This is a genomic window from Streptomyces sp. NPDC005722, from assembly GCF_040630935.1.
Classification (GTDB): Bacteria; Actinomycetota; Actinomycetes; order Streptomycetales; family Streptomycetaceae; genus Actinacidiphila.
Window position 1 is genome coordinate 337,231 of sequence record NZ_JBEXYN010000004.1, and the last position, 16,804, is coordinate 354,034.

Annotated in this window: 14 protein-coding genes; 3 read left to right on the plus strand and 11 right to left on the minus strand. The window is 71.8% G+C overall.

What is annotated here, in order from left to right; genetic code table 11:
• Positions 1-51: 51 nt before the first annotated feature.
• Complete coding sequence (locus ABZ479_RS07540; protein ID WP_500460580.1) at positions 52-1,155, plus strand: glycerate kinase; 1,104 nt, start codon at positions 52-54, stop codon at positions 1,153-1,155.
• Between the two features lie 64 nt (positions 1,156-1,219).
• Here the strand turns inward: ABZ479_RS07540 and pssA are convergent, their stop codons facing one another.
• The 8 genes from pssA to ABZ479_RS07580 all read right to left on the minus strand — a co-directional run bounded on the left by pssA (position 1,220) and on the right by ABZ479_RS07580 (position 11,100).
• Complete coding sequence (gene pssA, locus ABZ479_RS07545; protein WP_499601402.1) at positions 1,220-2,071, minus strand: CDP-alcohol phosphatidyltransferase family protein; 852 nt, start codon at positions 2,069-2,071, stop codon at positions 1,220-1,222.
• Positions 2,058-2,714 carry a phosphatidylserine decarboxylase gene (locus tag ABZ479_RS07550; RefSeq protein WP_499601401.1) on the minus strand — a complete coding sequence of 219 codons (657 nt, stop codon included), beginning with the start codon at positions 2,712-2,714 and terminating at the stop codon, positions 2,058-2,060. Before ABZ479_RS07550 ends, pssA begins: the two co-directional genes overlap by 14 nt.
• A 171-nt stretch (positions 2,715-2,885) precedes the next feature.
• Positions 2,886-4,097, minus strand: coding sequence for an acyl-CoA dehydrogenase family protein (locus ABZ479_RS07555; protein WP_499601400.1), 1,212 nt, complete (start codon positions 4,095-4,097; stop codon positions 2,886-2,888).
• Between the two features lie 12 nt (positions 4,098-4,109).
• Positions 4,110-4,613 (minus strand): MaoC family dehydratase, encoded by a 504-nt coding sequence (locus tag ABZ479_RS07560; RefSeq protein WP_500460541.1) that lies wholly within the window; start codon positions 4,611-4,613, stop codon positions 4,110-4,112.
• 55 nt (positions 4,614-4,668) lie between these two features.
• Positions 4,669-6,681, minus strand: coding sequence for a protein meaA (locus tag ABZ479_RS07565; RefSeq protein ID WP_500460542.1), 2,013 nt, complete (start codon positions 6,679-6,681; stop codon positions 4,669-4,671).
• A gap of 14 nt (positions 6,682-6,695) precedes the next feature.
• Positions 6,696-8,033 carry a crotonyl-CoA carboxylase/reductase gene (ccrA, locus tag ABZ479_RS07570; RefSeq protein ID WP_500460543.1) on the minus strand — a complete coding sequence of 446 codons (1,338 nt, stop codon included), beginning with the start codon at positions 8,031-8,033 and terminating at the stop codon, positions 6,696-6,698.
• Positions 8,034-8,429: 396 nt separating this feature from the next.
• Positions 8,430-9,206: a TetR/AcrR family transcriptional regulator gene (locus tag ABZ479_RS07575; RefSeq protein WP_500460544.1), complete on the minus strand. Its 777-nt coding sequence runs from the start codon at positions 9,204-9,206 to the stop codon at positions 8,430-8,432.
• Positions 9,207-9,312: 106 nt separating this feature from the next.
• A complete protein-coding gene (locus tag ABZ479_RS07580) occupies positions 9,313-11,100 on the minus strand; it encodes a 3-hydroxyacyl-CoA dehydrogenase family protein (protein WP_500460545.1) in 1,788 nt (595 codons plus the stop codon).
• A 321-nt stretch (positions 11,101-11,421) separates the two neighbouring features.
• Between ABZ479_RS07580 and ABZ479_RS07585 the strand changes: the two genes are divergently transcribed.
• A complete protein-coding gene (locus ABZ479_RS07585) occupies positions 11,422-12,918 on the plus strand; it encodes a HEAT repeat domain-containing protein (protein WP_500460547.1) in 1,497 nt (498 codons plus the stop codon).
• Here ABZ479_RS07585 and ABZ479_RS07590 read toward each other — a convergent pair.
• From ABZ479_RS07590 to ABZ479_RS07600, 3 genes are all read right to left on the minus strand, one after another.
• Positions 12,884-13,399, minus strand: coding sequence for a GNAT family N-acetyltransferase (locus ABZ479_RS07590; protein WP_500460549.1), 516 nt, complete (start codon positions 13,397-13,399; stop codon positions 12,884-12,886). The two genes, ABZ479_RS07585 and ABZ479_RS07590, sit on opposite strands and share 35 nt — an antisense overlap.
• Before the next feature lie 52 nt (positions 13,400-13,451).
• Positions 13,452-14,501, minus strand: a complete 1,050-nt coding sequence (locus tag ABZ479_RS07595) for an Rv2578c family radical SAM protein (RefSeq protein WP_500460550.1) — start codon at positions 14,499-14,501, stop codon at positions 13,452-13,454.
• 159 nt (positions 14,502-14,660) lie between these two features.
• Positions 14,661-15,827 (minus strand): alanine--tRNA ligase-related protein, encoded by a 1,167-nt coding sequence (locus ABZ479_RS07600; RefSeq protein ID WP_500460551.1) that lies wholly within the window; start codon positions 15,825-15,827, stop codon positions 14,661-14,663.
• 379 nt (positions 15,828-16,206) lie between these two features.
• On the opposite strand from ABZ479_RS07600, the gene ABZ479_RS07605 reads away from it, so the two are divergent.
• Positions 16,207-16,650: an SRPBCC family protein gene (locus tag ABZ479_RS07605; protein WP_500460552.1), complete on the plus strand. Its 444-nt coding sequence runs from the start codon at positions 16,207-16,209 to the stop codon at positions 16,648-16,650.
• Positions 16,651-16,804: the final 154 nt, after the last annotated feature.

Below are 16,804 nucleotides of genomic sequence, written 5' to 3' on the forward strand. Positions count from 1 at the left end.
GCGCGACCTGCCGAAAGGGAGATCAAAGTGACGGACGCACGGCCAGTGCGGGTGCTCATAGCGGCGGACAAGTTCAAGGGTTCGCTCACCGCCGTCGAGGTGGCGGAGCGGCTCGGGTCGGGACTGCGGCGGGCCGCCCCCGGTCTCGTCGTCGAGTCCGTGCCGGTGGCCGACGGCGGGGACGGCACGGTGGACGCCGCCGTCGCCGCGGGCTTCGAACGGAGGCTGGTGGAGGTCACCGGCCCGCTGGGGGAGACGGTCACCGCCGCGTACGCGCTGCGCGGGGGCACCGCCGTGGTGGAGATGGCCGAGGCCTCGGGGCTCCGGCACCTGCCGCCGGACGTCTTCGCTCCGCTGACGGCGACCACACGCGGCACCGGTGAACTGCTGAGGGCGGCGCTCGACGCGGGGGCCCGGTCCATCGTGCTCGGCGTCGGCGGCAGCGCGACCAACGACGGCGGCGCGGGCATGCTCGTCGCGCTCGGCGCCCGCCTGCTGGACGGCCGCGGCGAACCGGTCGGCCCGGGTGGTGCGGCGCTCGCCGGGCTGGCCTCGGCGGACCTGTCCGGGCTCGACCCCCGGCTCGCCGCGACCGAGGTCGTCCTCGCCAGCGACGTCGACAACCCGCTGCTCGGCCCCAAGGGCGCCGCCGCCGTCTACGGCCCCCAGAAGGGCGCCACACCGGAGGACGTCGCGACGCTCGACGCGGCCCTGGCCCACTACGCGGAGGTGCTGGGGGCCGGTGCGGCCGCCGAGGCCCCGGGCGCGGGTGCGGCCGGCGGGGTCGGCTTCGGCGCGCTGGTGGGGCTGCGCGCCTCCTTCCGGCCCGGCGTCCAGGTGCTCCTGGAGATGCTCGGCTTCGCGGCGGCCCTGGAGCGGGCCGACCTGGTGATCACCGGTGAGGGTTCGCTGGACGAGCAGACCCTGCACGGCAAGGCCCCGGCCGGTGTGGCGGCCGCCGCCCGCGCCAAGGACGTGGACGTGGTCGCCGTCTGCGGCCGTCTCACGCTGTCCGGGGAAGCCCTGGGCGCGGCCGGCATCCGGCGGGCGTACGCCCTGACCGACCTCGAGCCGGACCCGGTGCGCTGCATGGCCGAGGCCGGGCCGCTGCTGGAACGCCTCGCCGGGGACATCGCGCGCGACCTCCCGGCCTGACCGGGCGAACGCCAGGGGCCCCGAGCCTTCCCGGCTCGGGGCCCCTGGCACGTACCTCGTACGGCTACGGAAGCTGCGCCGTACGCGCCTCACGGCGGTTGTTGCGGATCGTGTTGACCCGGCGGGTCGTCGCGAACAGCGGGATCACCGCCGCGGCGCAGATCTGCAGGGCCGCGCCCGTCTGCAGCAGCACGTCACCGCCGGGGACGGCGAACGCCCAGCAGACCAGGCAGCCCATGCTCAGCACGATCCAGGCGAGCGTGATCGTCGCGAGCCGGCCACGCGGCTTCGGGTACTCGACCCGGCTGACCATCAGCCACGCCACGCCGACGATGGCCAGCACCGTCGGGATGAAGGGCAACTCCAGCAGCACGACCGAGATGACCGTCATGGCCCCGAAGGGGCTCGGCATGCCCTGGAAGATCCCCTCCCGCACCGTCGTGCAGGAGAAGCGGGCCAGGCGCAGGACGACCGCCAGCAGCACCACGACCGCCGCCACGGCCGACAGCTTGCCGTAGGCGTCGTCCGAGATCAGGCCCCAGACGACCACGAAGTAGGCGGGGGCCAGGCCGAAGCTGATCAGGTCGGAGAGGTTGTCCAGCTCCGCACCCATCGCCGAGCTGCGCAGCTTGCGCGCCACCAGCCCGTCGAAGAGGTCGAAGACCGAGGCCATGAGCATCAGCAGCACGGCCGTGGCGGCGCTGTGCCGCGTCATGCCGCCGTCGGTGTTGCCCATCAGGTGCGGGACGAGCACCCCGGTGGTGGTGAAGTACACCGCCATGAACCCGCAGATCGCGTTGCCGAGGGTCAGGCCGTCCGCTATCGACAGGCGCGTCGACAGCGGCATGTCATCGTCGTCGTCCTCGTCCACCGAGGCGACCCACGGTGCCTGGGTGTCGGGATCAATCACGGTCAAGGCGCGTCACCCCAGCCACGGTGGTCTGGCCGACCTCGACGGCGGGCTCGACGCCCTCCGGCAGGTAGATGTCCACACGGGAGCCGAAGCGGATCAGGCCGATGCGCTCGCCCTGCTCCACCTTGGTGCCCTGCGGCACGTAGGGAACGATGCGGCGCGCCACGGCTCCGGCGATCTGCACCATCTCGATGTCGCCGAGCTCGGTGTCGAAGTGCCAGACGACGCGCTCGTTGTTCTCGCTCTCCTTGTTGAACGCCGGAACGAATCCACCGGGGACGTGCTCCACGGACGTGACCGTGCCGGCCAGCGGCGCGCGGTTCACGTGGACGTTCAGCGGGCTCATGAAGATCGCGACGCGGGTGCGCCCGTCCTTCCACGGCATGATGCTCTGCACCACGCCGTCGGCCGGCGAGATGACGCGGCCCTGGGCGATCTCGCGCTCGGGGTCGCGGAAGAACCACAGCATGCCCGCCGCGAGGGCGGTGGTGGGGACGGCCACGGCCGCCCAGCGCCCGGAGCGGCGGGCGCGGACCAGACTGACCGCCGCGGTGGCCACGGTCGGGAGGAGCCACGGCGACGCTCCGCGCGCGAGGCGTACGCCGGCCCGGCTGTCGCGTTGTGCAGAGGAATGGCTGTGGGGCATGGAAGACCTTCGTAGCGGAGGGTGCCGCAAAGATGGTGCTGGGGACGGCGGCTTTCCGTGAATGGTATCGGGAGTCACCGGCAACTGGGCAAGCCAGCAGTCGAGTCAGTGGCCGGTATTTGATGACTGGGTGTGACCTTTGGCTCGCACAAAGTGTCACAACCCAGACATTCACCCCTGGATCCGGTACTCCTCGAGCAGCCGGCGACCGATGATCATTTTCTGGATCTCGGCGGTGCCCTCGCCGATGAGCAGCATGGGTGCCTCGCGGTACAGGCGCTCGATCTCGTACTCCTTGGAGAAGCCGTAGCCGCCGTGGATGCGGAAGGAGTCCTCCACGACCTCCTTGCAGTACTCCGAGGCCAGGTACTTCGCCATGCCGGCCTCGAGGTCGTTGCGCTGGCCGGAATCCTTCTTGCGGGCCGCGTTCACCATCAGCGCGTGGGCCGCCTCGACCTTGGTGGCCATCTCGGAGAGCTTGAACTGGATCGCCTGGTGCTGCGCGATCGGCTTGCCGAAGGTCTGCCGCTGCTGGGCGTACGCGATCCCCAGTTCGAAGGCCCGCTGTGCGACACCGCAGCCCCGGGCGGCCACGTTGACCCGGCCGACCTCGACGCCGTCCATCATTTGGTAAAAACCGCGGCCGCTCTGACCGCCCAGGACGCGATTTGACGGAATCTTCACATCTTCGAGGATGAGTTCGGTCGTGTCGACGCCCTTGTACCCCATCTTCTCGATCTTGCCGGGCACGGTGAGGCCCTTCACCTTCGGGTTCGGGCCGAAGCCGGGCTCCTTCTCGATGAGGAAGGTCGTCATGGACTTGTGCGGGGCCGCGCCCTCCGGCTGACCCTCGTCGGTCCGGCACAGCACCGCGACGAGGTTGGACGTGCCGCCGTTGGTCAGCCACATCTTCTGGCCGTTGATGACGTAGTCGTCGCCGTCACGGACCGCCTTGGTGCGGATCGCGGAGACGTCGGAGCCCAGGCCCGGCTCGGACATCGAGAAGGCGCCGCGCACCTCGCCGGTGGCCATGCGGGGCAGGAAGTGGTCCTTCTGCTCCTGGGTGCCGTGCTGCTTGAGCATGTAGGCGACGATGAAGTGCGTGTTGATGATGCCCGACACGCTCATCCAGCCGCGGGCGATCTCCTCGACCGTCAGGGCGTACGTGAGCAGGGACTCGCCGAGGCCGCCGTACTCCTCGGGGATCATCAGCCCGAAGATGCCGAGTTCCTTGAGGCCCTCGACGATGTCGGTCGGGTACTCGTCCTTGTGCTCCAGCTCGTTGGCGACCGGGATGATCTCCTTGTCGACGAAGCTGCGGACGGTGGAGAGGATCTCCTGCTGGACGTCGGTCAGCCCGTCGGTCTGCGCGAGGCGGCTCATGTCTGCTGTCTCCTAGGCGTTCAGCTCGGGGCGGCCGGGCTGCTCGCCGCCGCGCTCCTTGACGTAGGTGGCGGTGGGGACCATCACCTTGCGGCGGAAGACGCACACCAGGGTGCCGTCCTGCTTGTAGCCCTTGGTCTCCACCTGGACGATCCCGCGGTCGTCCTTCGACTTCGACGGCCACTTGTCCAGCACCGTCGTCTCGCCGTAGATGGTGTCGCCGTGGAAGGTCGGCGCCACGTGCTTGAGCGACTCGACCTCCAGGTTGGCGATCGCCTTGCCGGACACGTCCGGCACCGACATGCCGAGCAGCAGGGAGTAGACGTAGTTCCCCACGACCACGTTCTTCCCGAAGTCGGTGGTCCGCTCGGCGTAGTTCGCGTCCATGTGGAGCGGGTGGTGGTTCATGGTCAGGAGGCAGAAGAGGTGGTCGTCGTACTCGGTGACCGTCTTCCCGGGCCAGTGCTTGTAGACGGCGCCGACCTCGAACTCTTCATACGTACGGCCGAACTGCATCTCTGCTGCGCCTCCGGGGTGTCGAACGTGTTCGTACGGGTGTTCGCCGCGGGGGTCATGCGGCGACCTCCAGCGGGTCCAGCTTGTTGGCCCTGCGGATCTCGTCCACGATCCTGCCGATGATCTCGGTGATCCCGAAGTCCTTCGGCGTGAACACGGCCGCGACGCCGGACTCGACCAGCTTGGCCGCGTCCGCCGGCGGGATGATGCCGCCGGCGATCACCGGCACGTCGTCCACCCCCGCCCTGCGCAGCCGGTCGAGCACGTCCGGCACCAGCTCGGCGTGCGAGCCGGAGAGGATCGACAGGCCCACGCAGTGGACGTCCTCGGCGACCGCCGCCGATACGATCTGCTCCGGCGTCAGCCGGATGCCCTGGTAGACCACTTCGAGGCCCGCGTCGCGCGCCCGTACGGCGATCTGCTCGGCGCCGTTGGAGTGACCGTCCAGCCCCGGCTTGCCCACGAGCAGCCGCAGCTTCCCGGCGCCCAGCTCCCGGGCGGTCAGCGCCACCTTGCGGCGGACCTCGGCCATCGGGGTGCCCGGCTCGGCGGTGACCGCGACGGGGGCGCTGCTCACGCCCGTGGGGGCGCGGAACTCGCCGAACACGTCGCGCAGCGCCCAGGACCACTCGCCGGTGGTGACGCCCGCCCGGGCGCACTCCACGGTGGCCTCCATGAGGTTGCCGGTGCCGGCGGCCGCGGCCTTCAGGGCCTCCAGCGAGCGCTGCGCCCGCACCTCGTCCCGGTTGTCGCGCCAGTCGTGGAGGGCGGCGACGACCCGCGCCTCGTTCTCCGGGTCGACGGTCATGATGGCGCCGTCGAGGTCGGAGGTGAGGGGGCTGGGCTCGGTGCCCTCGTAGCAGTTGACGCCGATGATCTTCTCCTCGCCGGACTCGATCCGCGCCCGGCGCTCGGCGTGCGAGGAGACCAGCTGCGACTTCAGGTAGCCGGACTCCACGGCGGCCATGGCGCCGCCCATCTCCTGGATGTGCTCGATCTCGGCGAGGGACCGCTCGACGAGTTCGCCGACCTTCGCCTCGACGACGTGGCTGCCGTCGAAGATGTCGCCGTACTCCAGCAGGTCGCTCTCGTGGGCCAGCACCTGCTGGATGCGCAGGGACCACTGCTGGTCCCAGGGGCGCGGCAGGCCCAGCGCCTCGTTCCAGGCCGGCAGCTGCACGGCGCGGGCCCGGGCGTCCTTGGAGAGCGTCACGGCCAGCATCTCCAGCACGATCCGCTGGACGTTGTTCTCCGGCTGCGCCTCCGTCAGGCCGAGCGAGTTGACCTGCACCCCGTACCGGAAGCGGCGCTGCTTGGGGTCCTCGATGCCGTAGCGGTCGCGGGTGATCCCGTCCCAGATGCGGGTGAAGGCCCGCATCTTGCACATCTCCTCGACGAAGCGGACGCCCGCGTTGACGAAGAAGGAGATGCGCGCGACGACGTCGCCCATCCGCTCCTGCGGCACCTGGCCGGAGTCGCGGACCGCGTCGAGGACGGCGATCGCGGTGGACATCGCGTAGGCGATCTCCTGCACCGGTGTGGCCCCGGCCTCCTGCAGGTGGTAGCTGCAGATGTTGATCGGGTTCCACTTGGGGAGGTGGTTGACCGTGTACGCGATCATGTCGGTCGTCAGCCGGAGCGAAGGGCCGGGCGGGAAGACGTACGTCCCGCGCGACAGGTACTCCTTGACGATGTCGTTCTGCGTCGTCCCCTGGAGCCTGGTGACGTCGGCGCCCTGCTCCTCGGCGACCACCTGGTAGAGCGCGAGCAGCCACATGGCGCTGGCGTTGATGGTCATGGAGGTGTTCATCTCCTCCAGGGGGATGTCCTGGAAGAGCCGGCGCATGTCGCCGAGGTGGGCGACCGGGACCCCGACCCGGCCCACCTCACCGCGGGCCAGGACGTGGTCGGGGTCGTACCCGGTCTGCGTCGGGAGGTCGAACGCGACCGACAGGCCCGTCTGGCCCTTGGCGAGGTTGCGCCGGTACAGGGCGTTGGACGCCTCGGCGGTGGAGTGCCCCGCGTACGTCCGCATCAGCCACGGACGATCCTTCTGACGCTGGTTCATGGTCCCTCCCGGTCTCAGACGTTCCGGAAGCGGTTGATGGCGTCCACGTGCCGGGCCCGCAGCTCCTCGTCGCGGACGCCGAGGCCCTCCTCGGGGGCGAGCGCCAGCACGCCGACCTTGCCCTGGTGCACGTTGCGGTGCACGTCGTGGGCGGCCTGGCCGGTGTCCTCCAGGCGGTACGTCTTCGACAGCGTGGGGTGGATCCTGCCCTTGGCGATCAGGCGGTTGGCCTCCCAGGCCTCGCGGTAGTTCGCGAAGTGCGAGCCGACGATGCGCTTGAGCGACATCCACAGGTAGCGGTTGTCGTACTCGTGGTTGTAGCCCGAGGTCGACGCGCAGGTGACGATCGTGCCGCCCTTGCGGGTGACGTAGACCGAGGCGCCGAAGGTCTCGCGGCCCGGGTGCTCGAAGACGATGTCCACGTCCTCGCCGTCGGTCAGCTCGCGGATGCGCTTGCCGAAGCGCTTCCACTCCTTCGGGTCCTGGGTGTGCTCGTCCTTCCAGAACCGGTAGTCCTCGGCCGTGCGGTCGATGATGGCCTCGGCGCCCATGCGGCGGCAGATCTCCGCCTTCTGCGGCGAGGACACCACGCAGATCGGGGTGGCGCCGCCGGCCAGCGCGAACTGGGTGGCGTAGCTGCCGAGGCCGCCGCTGGCTCCCCAGATCAGCACGTTGTCGCCCTGCTTCATGCCGGCGCCGTTGCGGGAGACCAGCTGGCGGTAGGCGGTGGAGTTCACCAGGCCCGGGGCCGCGGCCTCCTCCCAGCTCAGGTGCCTGGGCTTGGGCATCAGCTGGTTGGACTTGACCAGGGCTACCTCGGCGAGGCCGCCGAAGTTGGTCTCGAAGCCCCAGATGCGCTGCTCGGGGTCGAGCATCGTGTCGTTGTGGCCGTCCGCGGACTCCAGTTCGACGGACAGGCAGTGTGCGACGACCTCGTCGCCCGGCTTCCAGAGGTTCACGCCGGGGCCGGTGCGCAGCACCACGCCCGCCAGGTCGGAGCCGATGACGTGGTACGGCAGGTCGTGGCGCTTGGTCAGCGGGGAGAGCCTGCCGTAGCGCTCCAGGAAACCGAAGGTGGACACCGGCTCGAAGATCGAGGTCCACACCGAGTTGTAGTTGACCGAGCTGGCCATGACGGCCACCAGGGCCTCGCCCGGGCCGAGCTCGGGCACGGGCACCTCGTCCAGGTGCAGCGACTTGCGCGGGTCCTTCGCGCGGCTGTCAACGCCCTCGAACATGCCGGCCTCGTCCTTGTGGACGGTGACGGCGCGGTACGACTCGGGGAGCGGCAGCGCGGCGAAGTCCGCGGCCGTGCTTTCGGACGCCATGATTGCGTCGAGGATGTCCTTCACGGTGATGCCTCCGGCGAAGCGCGACGTAGGGACGCTTGAGGGAACGTCGGGGGGTTGCTGAGGGTGGTGCCGTCGGTTCGGCGGTGGTGCTTCGGTCCGTGGCGGTCGCACGGATGGAGCGGGAGCGCGTGGTGGCGCTGTGAATGCCTGTGACGCAGGCGTCCGGGCCTCGGGGACAGACGGCGTGCGACGGATCCCAGCACGCCGCCCGCCCGGACTGCTTTCACGGTATGGCACCGCGTGCCACCCTGCAAGACACTGCGTGCCAACAATTTCTCTCAGATGGCGCCACGGCTTCACGTTTGAGCAACACGCGAAGGCGCCCCCGGCACGAGGGCCTGGGGGCGCCGGTGGGATGCCGGGGCGCGGAAGGGCGCCGGGGGCGCGAACGGGCGGCTACGCGCCCTTCAGGGCTTTTTCGATCGTCCGCATGACCTCGGCCGGCGAGGCGTCGGTGCGGGCCACGGCCACGATGACCTCGCCCTGCTCGGAGGCGAGGATCGGGGTGGGGGAGGGGCGCCGGCCGATGCCGGTGCCGAAGGTCTGCTTGATCACCTCGAAGGCGTGGTCGAGCTGCGACTCGACGTCGCCCTTGCCGCCGGCGCGCAGCCAGCGCCGCAGCACGTGGTTGTGGGCGGCGACGACGGCGGACGCGGCGACCTCGGCCAGCAGGGGGTCGTCGTCCCCGACGTGCTGGGCGCCCTCGTCGAAGTGGCCCAGCAGGTAGCGGGTGAACAGCCGCTCGTAGCGGGCCACCGAGGCGATCTCGCGCTCCCGCAGGATGGGGATCTCGCGGGTCAGCCGGTAGCGCTCCACCGAGACCTCGGGAGCCTCCGCGTACATCCGCAGCACCTCGGTGATGCCGCGGCACACCGTGTCGAGCGGGTGCTCGTGCGGTTCTGCCGAGTCCAGCACCTGCCCCACGCGCACCAGGGTGTCGTCGTGGTCGGGGAAGATCGCCTCTTCCTTGGAGCGGAAGTGCCGGAAGAACGTCCTCCGCGCGACCCCGGCGGCCGCGGCGATCTCGTCGACCGTGGTCGCCTCGTACCCCTGGCTCGCGAAGAGGTGCATCGCCGCGGCGGCCAGTTCCTGGCGGACACGATGGCGCTGGGCGGTGGTGGAGGACGCACGGGCGGGCTTCACGGGCTGGGGCATACCGCGAACGTACTGCATTCCCGTGGAAGCGTGGGCCGGGCCCGGTTTCCGGAGGCGGTGGGGCGGCCCCAGCAGGCCGCCCCAGCCGCCGGGACCGTCCCGGCCGTCCCAGCCGCCCGTGTGATCAGCGGCGGGCATACTCGCGGAAGCCGCGGCCCGTCTTGCGGCCGAGGCAGCCCGCGGACACCAGGTGCTCGAGCAGCGGCGCCGGCGCCAGGCCCGGGTCGCGGAACTCCCTGTGCAGCACCTGCTCGATCGCGAGCGAGACGTCCAGCCCGACGACGTCGAGCAGCTCGAAGGGCCCCATGGGGTAGCCGCCGCCGAGCTTCATGGCCGAGTCGATGTCCTCGACCGTCGCGTAGTGCTCCTGGACCATCTTCACGGCGTTGTTGAGGTACGGGAACAGCAGCGCGTTGACGATGAAGCCGGCCCGGTCGCCGCAGTCCACGGGGTGCTTCCCGATCCGGCCGCAGACCTCGTGGACGGTGGCGTGCACGTCCTCGGCGGTCAGCACGGTGCGGACCACCTCGACCAGCTTCATGGCGGGGGCCGGGTTGAAGAAGTGCATGCCGACGACGTCCCGCGGACGCGTGGTCGCCGTCGCGACCGCCACCACGGGAAGCGAGGACGTCGTCGTGGCCAGCACCGCGTCCGGCTTGCAGACCTTGTCCAGGGTCGCGAAGAGCTGCTGCTTGACGGGCAGGTCCTCGGCGACCGCCTCGACGGCCAGGTCCACGTCGGCGAAGGCGTCCAGCGAGCCCGCCGCGGTCACCCGCGCCAGGGCGGCGTCACGCTGCTCCTGGCTGAGCCGGCCCTTGGCGACCGACCGGTCCAGCGACTTGGCGAGCGCCGTGACGGCCCTGTCCGCCTTCTCCTGGCCGCGCGCGGCCAGGACAACCTCGTACCCGGCCTTGGCGAAGACCTCGGCGATGCCGGTGGCCATCGTGCCCGAGCCCGCGACGCCCACGCTGCGCACGGGACGTCCGCCGCTCGCGCCGCCGGCCGCGGCCGGCGTCTCGGCGTCCGCGACGACCGTCGCGCTGCCGGGGGCCTCGTAGCTGTAGAAACCGCGCCCGGCCTTGCGGCCCTTGAGGCCGGCGGCGGTGAGCTGCTTCAGGATGGGCGCGGGGGCGTGCAGCCGGTCGCGCGAGGCCTCGTACATCGCCTCCAGGACGGTCTGGGCCGTGTCGATGCCGATCAGGTCCAGCAGGGCGAGCGGGCCCATGGGCAGGCCGCAGCCCAGCCGCATCGCCGCGTCGATGTCCTCGCGGGTGGCGTAGCGCGCCTCGTACATGGCCGCGGCCTGGTTGAGGTAGCCGAAGAGCAGCCCGTCGGCGATGAAGCCCGGACGGTCGCCGACCGCCACCGGCTCCTTGCCGAACGAGCGGACCAGTCCGGTCACGGCGTCCGTGGTCTCGGGGGAGGTCAGCACGGTGGAGACCACCTCGACCAGCTTCATGGCCGGGGCGGGGGCGAAGAAGTGCAGGCCGAGGACGCGGTCCGGGCGGGAGGTGTGGGAGGCCAGCTGGGTCACCGACAGCGCGTTGGTGCCGGTCGCGAGGATGGCGCCGGGCTTGACGATGGCGTCGAGCGCCGTGAGGACCTCGCGCTTGATCTCGAAGTGCTCGGTGACGGCCTCGATCACCAGGTCGGCGTCGGCCGCCGCCTGCAGGTCGGGGAAGGTGCGGAAACGGGTCAGGATGTCGCCGCGTTCGGACTCCGTGATCCGCTCGCGCTGCACGGCGCGGGCGGTGGAGGCCTCCAGGGCGGCGACGGCGCGGTGCGCGGCCGCGTCGTCGATCTCGATGCCGATCACTTCGTGGCCGGCCCGGGCGACGACCTCGGCGATGCCGGTGCCCATGGTGCCGAGACCGATGATGGCGACGGTGGGGAAGGGTCGTGGACGGTCCATCGCGGAACTCCGAATGCTGAGGATCCGCGCCGTGCGTCTCTGCTGCGCAGGCGCGGGGCGGGAGAGTCGAGGAGCCGCGGGGGTGCGTACGCGTGCGTGTGCGTACCCGCGTGAGAACCGGCGAGCCCTGTCCCGGGGCTGCGCCGCGATGGTGCCGAACCGACAACGGCCGCACAAGCGGCTGCGTCACCAGGCCGCCACGTGCGTTGGTTAGAGGGTAACCGGTGAGTAACCTCGGCGCCAGCCCTCCCGCCCATGTGATTTACGCCTCCCACAGATGAGCGCGCCATTAGGGTGAGCGCACGGGGGAGAGGGGGAACCGTGGAACGGGTGCAGGGGGGCGCCGGTCACGCGGCGCGGCGCGCGGCCCGGCTGTACGAGGCCGTAAGGGCCGGGGAGACGGACGTCGCGCGGCTGCGCGGGCGCGGCGAACCGCGCCGTGTCCTGGGCCTGCTGGAGTTCGCCGCCCAGGGGCGCCGCGAGGAACGCGGTTCCTATCTGCGGCGGCTCGCCGCCTCCCCTGACGCCGCCGCCATGGTGCGGCCCTGGCTGGGGCCCACGGAACGGGCGCGCCTCGACGTCGCGGGCGGGCAGGTCACCGCCGTCCCGCCTTTGCTGGTCATGCTTCCCCGCGGCACGGAGGAGGGGCGCCGCTACGCCCTGGAAGCGCTGGCGGTGCAGCGCCCCCTGGAGGCGACGGGACCGCTCTTCGGCCTGCTCGCCGTACTCGCCCCCGAGGAGCCGCCGTGGTATCCGGGGCTGATCGAGGACACCGTCAGTCGCATCGTCATCGGCCGGCACCTGCCCTCGTGGCGCAGGCCGTCCGGGACCGAGCCCGTACTACCCGCCGTCTGCGTGCCCATGCTGCTGCGCCAGGCCGGTCAGGCGGCGCCCCGCGTCAGGCGGCCGGCCCTGACGCTGCTCGGGTGCGACCGGGACCCGGCGCACCTGGAGTTGTTCCTCGCGGCGGCGGGCGACCCGGACCAAGGGGTGGCCTCGGCGGCGCTCGTCGCCCTGGGGCGGCTGGACGACCCCACGGCCCGGGACCGGCTCGCCGCCGTCCTGACCGAGCCGTCGCGCTCCCTGGAGGAGCGGGAGATCGCCGCCGTGATGCTCGGCCGGGCCGGCGACCGGAGGGCGTTCGAGACCCTGGTGCTGCTCCTGAACCACCGCGACGGCATCCGCAACGTCACGGCGGCCGAAGCCCTCGCCCGGCTCGGCGATCCCCGGACCGCACGCGCCGCCGCCGCGCTCGCCACGAACCGGCTGCGGATCGCCTACGCCCTGGCCGCCGTGCGCCTGCTGGGGCGGTTGCGGGCGCCGGAGTCGCTGCCCGCGCTCACGTCCACCCTCGCCTGGCTCCTGGACGAGGGCCGGACGACCTGCCAGGCGGCCGCCGGCTGCGTCGAGGAACTGGGACGGCTCGGGGACGCGCGGGCGGTGCCGGTGCTGACCCGGGCCGCCGGTGATCCCCGCCTGCGTGCCACGGCTGTCGACTCCCTCGGCCGGATCGGGGGCCCGGAGGCGCTCTCCACGCTGCTCGCGGCGGCGGCGGCGGCGTCGGACGGGGACGGGGAGGTGCGCTCCGCCGCGGCGCGCGGCCTGGCCCGCTACGAGGCCGAGCCCCGCGCGACCGCAGCCCTCGTCGGGCTGTTGGCGCCGCCCTATCCCCGGCGGATCGTCCGCGCCCTGGTGCGGTCCGGCGACCCGGTGGCGGCGGAGGTACTGGCCTCGGCGCGGGACGAGGCACCGAGTGCCGCGACGCGCCGACTCGCCGGGCGCTTCAGGCCAGATCCGTCGCGTACCGCAGCTCCCTGAGCGGGACGCCGTCGTACATCTCGGTCTGGTCGGTGCCGTCCGGCGCGAGCCCGGATCGCTCGTAGAAGCGCAGCGCCTGTGCGTTGTCCGCGAGCACCCACAGCCGCAGGCTGCGGAAGCCGCGTTCGTGCGCGCGGGCGCGGACGGCGTCCATGAGCGCGCGGCCGGTGCCCCGGCCGGTCCGGTCGGGGTGCACGTAGATCGCGTACAGCTCGCCGGTCACGGCGTCGTCAGGCTCGCCCCGGTACGGGCCGAGCGCGGCCCAGCCGGTCACCTCGTCGCCGTCCGTGGCGACCAGGTTGTCCACCTGGCTGCCGCCCGCGTCGAACCACTCCTTGCGGCGTTCCGCCTCCGCCGCGACGTCCATCGCGTCCAGGTACGAATGCGGCACGATCCCCGCGTAGGCCGCCTGCCAGCCCCGGACGCGGACCGCCGCCACGGCGTCGATGTCGTCGCGGGTCATCACCCTCACAACCGTCATGGCCGCGACGTTAAGGGGGACCGGGTCCGGCGGGCACCCGTTTTTCGTGGGATCAGATCAGGGTCAGTTGCGTCGGCTGGGCCGGTTCGGCGGCGACGGCGGGTGGCCCCGGGGTGTCCTCCTCGGGTGCGGCGATCCGGCGCGCCGCTGCGGGGCGGCTCGGACCGATCCCGAACTCCGCGGCGAATTCGTGCACTTGGCGGGTGATGCGGCGCTGGTACCAGGTGGGCGCGTAGGCGCCGTCCGCGTACAGCGCCTTGTAGCGGGGGATCAGCCGCGGGTGGTGCACGGAGAGCCAGGCCATGAACCACTCCCTCGCCCCGGAGCGCAGATGCAGCACGAGCGGGGTGACGGACGTGGCGCCCGTCCCGGCGATCGCCCGGACCGTCTCACGCAACTGCTCGGGGGAGTCGCTGAGGTACGGCAGCACCGGCGCCATCAGGACGCCCGAGGGGATGCCGTGCTCGTTGAGGGTGCGGCAGACCTCCAGCCGCTTCGCCGGCGACGGCGTGCCCGGCTCCACGGTGCGCCACAGCTCCCGGTCGACGAACCCCACGGAGACCGCGGTCGACACGTCGGTGACCTGGGAGGCCTGCACCAGGAGGTCCAGGTCGCGCAGGATCAGCGACCCCTTGGTGAGGATCGAGAAGGGGTTGGCGTGGTCGCGCAGCGCCGCCAGGATGCCGGGCATGAGCCGGTAGCGGCCCTCCGCGCGCTGGTAGCAGTCGACGTTGGTGCCCATGGCGATGTGCTCGCCGCGCCAGCGGGGCGAGGCCAGCTCGCGGCGGAGCAGCTCCGGCGCGTTGACCTTCACGACGATCTGGGAGTCGAAGTCCAGGCCGCTGTCGAGGTCCAGGTAGGTGTGCGTCTTGCGGGCGAAGCAGTACACGCAGGCGTGGCTGCAGCCGCGGTAGGGGTTGATCGTCCACTCGAACGGCATCCGTGACGCGCCGGGCACGCGGTTGACGATCGTGCGGGCGCGCACCTCGTGGAAGGTGATCCCGCGGAACTCGGGGGTGTCGAACGTACGGGTCACGGCGTCCACGCCGAAGAGCGCGGGTGTGGTCGCCGCCGTGTCGCGGCTCAGGTTGTCCCACCTCATGCCGCCTCCTTCGTTGCTCTCCTCCCGAGAATAGAACATCTGAGCGAATAGCGTCGAGGGGGATCCATGGGATTCCCGGGTTTCACCGTGCGTGAGTGGTCGTGACGGAGGGCCCCGGGCGGCTGCGACGCCGCCCGGGGCCCGGCCGGACCTCCGCCGTCACCGCGGACGCAGGCTCAGGACGAGGTCGCGCGGCAGGCCGTGGGTGTCGTGGAGGTAGCGGAGGTCCTCCTCGTCCAGCGGACCCCGGAACCGGGGGCGGGCCAGTACCTGACGGCCACGCTCCAGGAGTCCCCGGAACCGCCGTTCCTCCTCCAGCAGCACCCGGCGCGGTTCGTCCGGGTCCACGGACTGGCGGAAGTGGTCCAGGGTGTGCCGGACGAGCTCCTGCGGCAGGTCGCCGAGACCGCGGGACGGATCGTCCCGCCACAAGGTGGTGAGGACCCGCCGCACCAGCCGCCGCAGCACGTAGCCGCGGCCGGTGTGGGACGGGCGCACCCCGTCCCCGATGACCACCACGGCCGACCGCAGGTGGTCGCAGACCAGGCGCAGCGACGGCTCGTCCAGCGGCCACAGGGACGGTACGAGACGGCGCCACGGGGTGAAGACGTCGCACTCGAACACCGACGTCCGCCCCTGCAGCAGCGAGGCCAGCCGTTCCAGGCCGAGGCCGGTGTCGACGTTGCGCCGGGGGAGCGGCACAAGGGAGCCGTCCTCGAGACGGCGGTGGCGCATCATCACGTGGTTCCAGACCTCCACCCAGCGGTCGTCACCCGTGGGGGTGGACCGCGGCGGGGTGTCACCGGTCCACAGGAAGATCTCCGAGTCGGGGCCGCACGGGCCGGTCGGGCCGTTGGACCACCAGTTCTCCTCGCTCGTGAGCTCCACGGGGACGCCGTGCCTCTCCCACGACTCCAGGGAGGCGGTGTCCGGTCCGGTACGGTCGTCGCCGCCGAACACCGTGACGTGCAGCCGCCCCGGGTCGATGCCGAATCCCTCGGTGAGCAGTCCGTAGCCCCAGTCGAGGCTCTGCGGGCCCTCGTAGTCGCCGAGGGACCAGGTGCCGAGCATCTCGAAGACCGTCAGATGGGTGGGGTCGCCGACCTCCTCCAGGTCCGTGGTGCGCAGACAGCGCTGCACGTTGACCAGCCGGCCGCCGAGCGGGTGCGGACGCCCCTCCAGGTAGGGGGTGAGCGGATGCATGCCCGACGTCGTGAACAGCACGGGGTCCCCGGGCGGCGGCAGCAGGGTCGATCCGGTGATCCGGCGGTGGCCGCGTTCCTCGTAGTACGAGACGAACGTGCGGACGATCTCTTCGGTGTTCACGGGGGGTGCTCCTTCGCGTGGAGAGGCGGGGAGGCACCGGGCAACGGGACCGCACGAGCACCGTGATCGGGGCGGGAACCACGAAACCACCGGCGGGCCGTTCCCGGTCGCCGGTGGTGAGGAAGGGAGGTACGTCAGGCGGCGGCAACCGGCGAGCTGGTCGCTCGCGCGGTCGCGGTGGTGCTGGGGCCGGTGACGTTCATGCCGTCGACGATAACGCGCCGCGTCGCGCCGGGCACGTGATTTACGGCCCCATCGCCGGTCGGTCCCGGAGCCGTCGTCAGGAGGCGCATCACCGGGAGGGCGGCCCGATTTCGCGGTCACGCGGCCGTGGTGATTGGCTTGTCGGCGACGGCACACGGATCCACGGAGGACGGCGATGGCACAGGTCGAGGCCACCACGCAGCGCGAGATCGCGGCGAGCCCGGAGAGCGTCTTCGCGGCGCTCGCCGACTACTCGGGCACGCGGCAGCGACTGCTTCCCGAGCAGTACAGCGAGTACGAGGTGCGCGAGGGCGGCAGCGGCGCCGGCACCCTCGTGCACTGGAGGCTGCAGGCGACCGAGAAGCGCGTCCGGGACTGCCTTCTCGCGGTGACCGAGCCGACCCCGGGGCAGCTGGTCGAGAGCGACCGCAACTCCACCATGGTCACCACCTGGACGGTCACCCCGGCCGGCGAGGGCCGCGCCAAGGCGGTCGTCACCAGCAGCTGGACCGGTGCCGGCGGCATCGGCGGCTTCTTCGAGCGCACCTTCGCGCCCAAGGGCCTCAACCGCATCCACGACGCGGTGCTCGCGCGGCTCGCCGCGGAGACGGAGAAGTAACAGACGGTACAAAGGAGACGGCCGGGGCCGGTCGACGCCCGGCCGCCTCCTTTGACGTGCCGGACGCCGTGCCCGGCATGCCGGACGGTCGCCCGACGGGCGCACGCCGGTGGGCACGTCACTTGAAAGGGTGGATCTGCCGCACTCCGGCGCA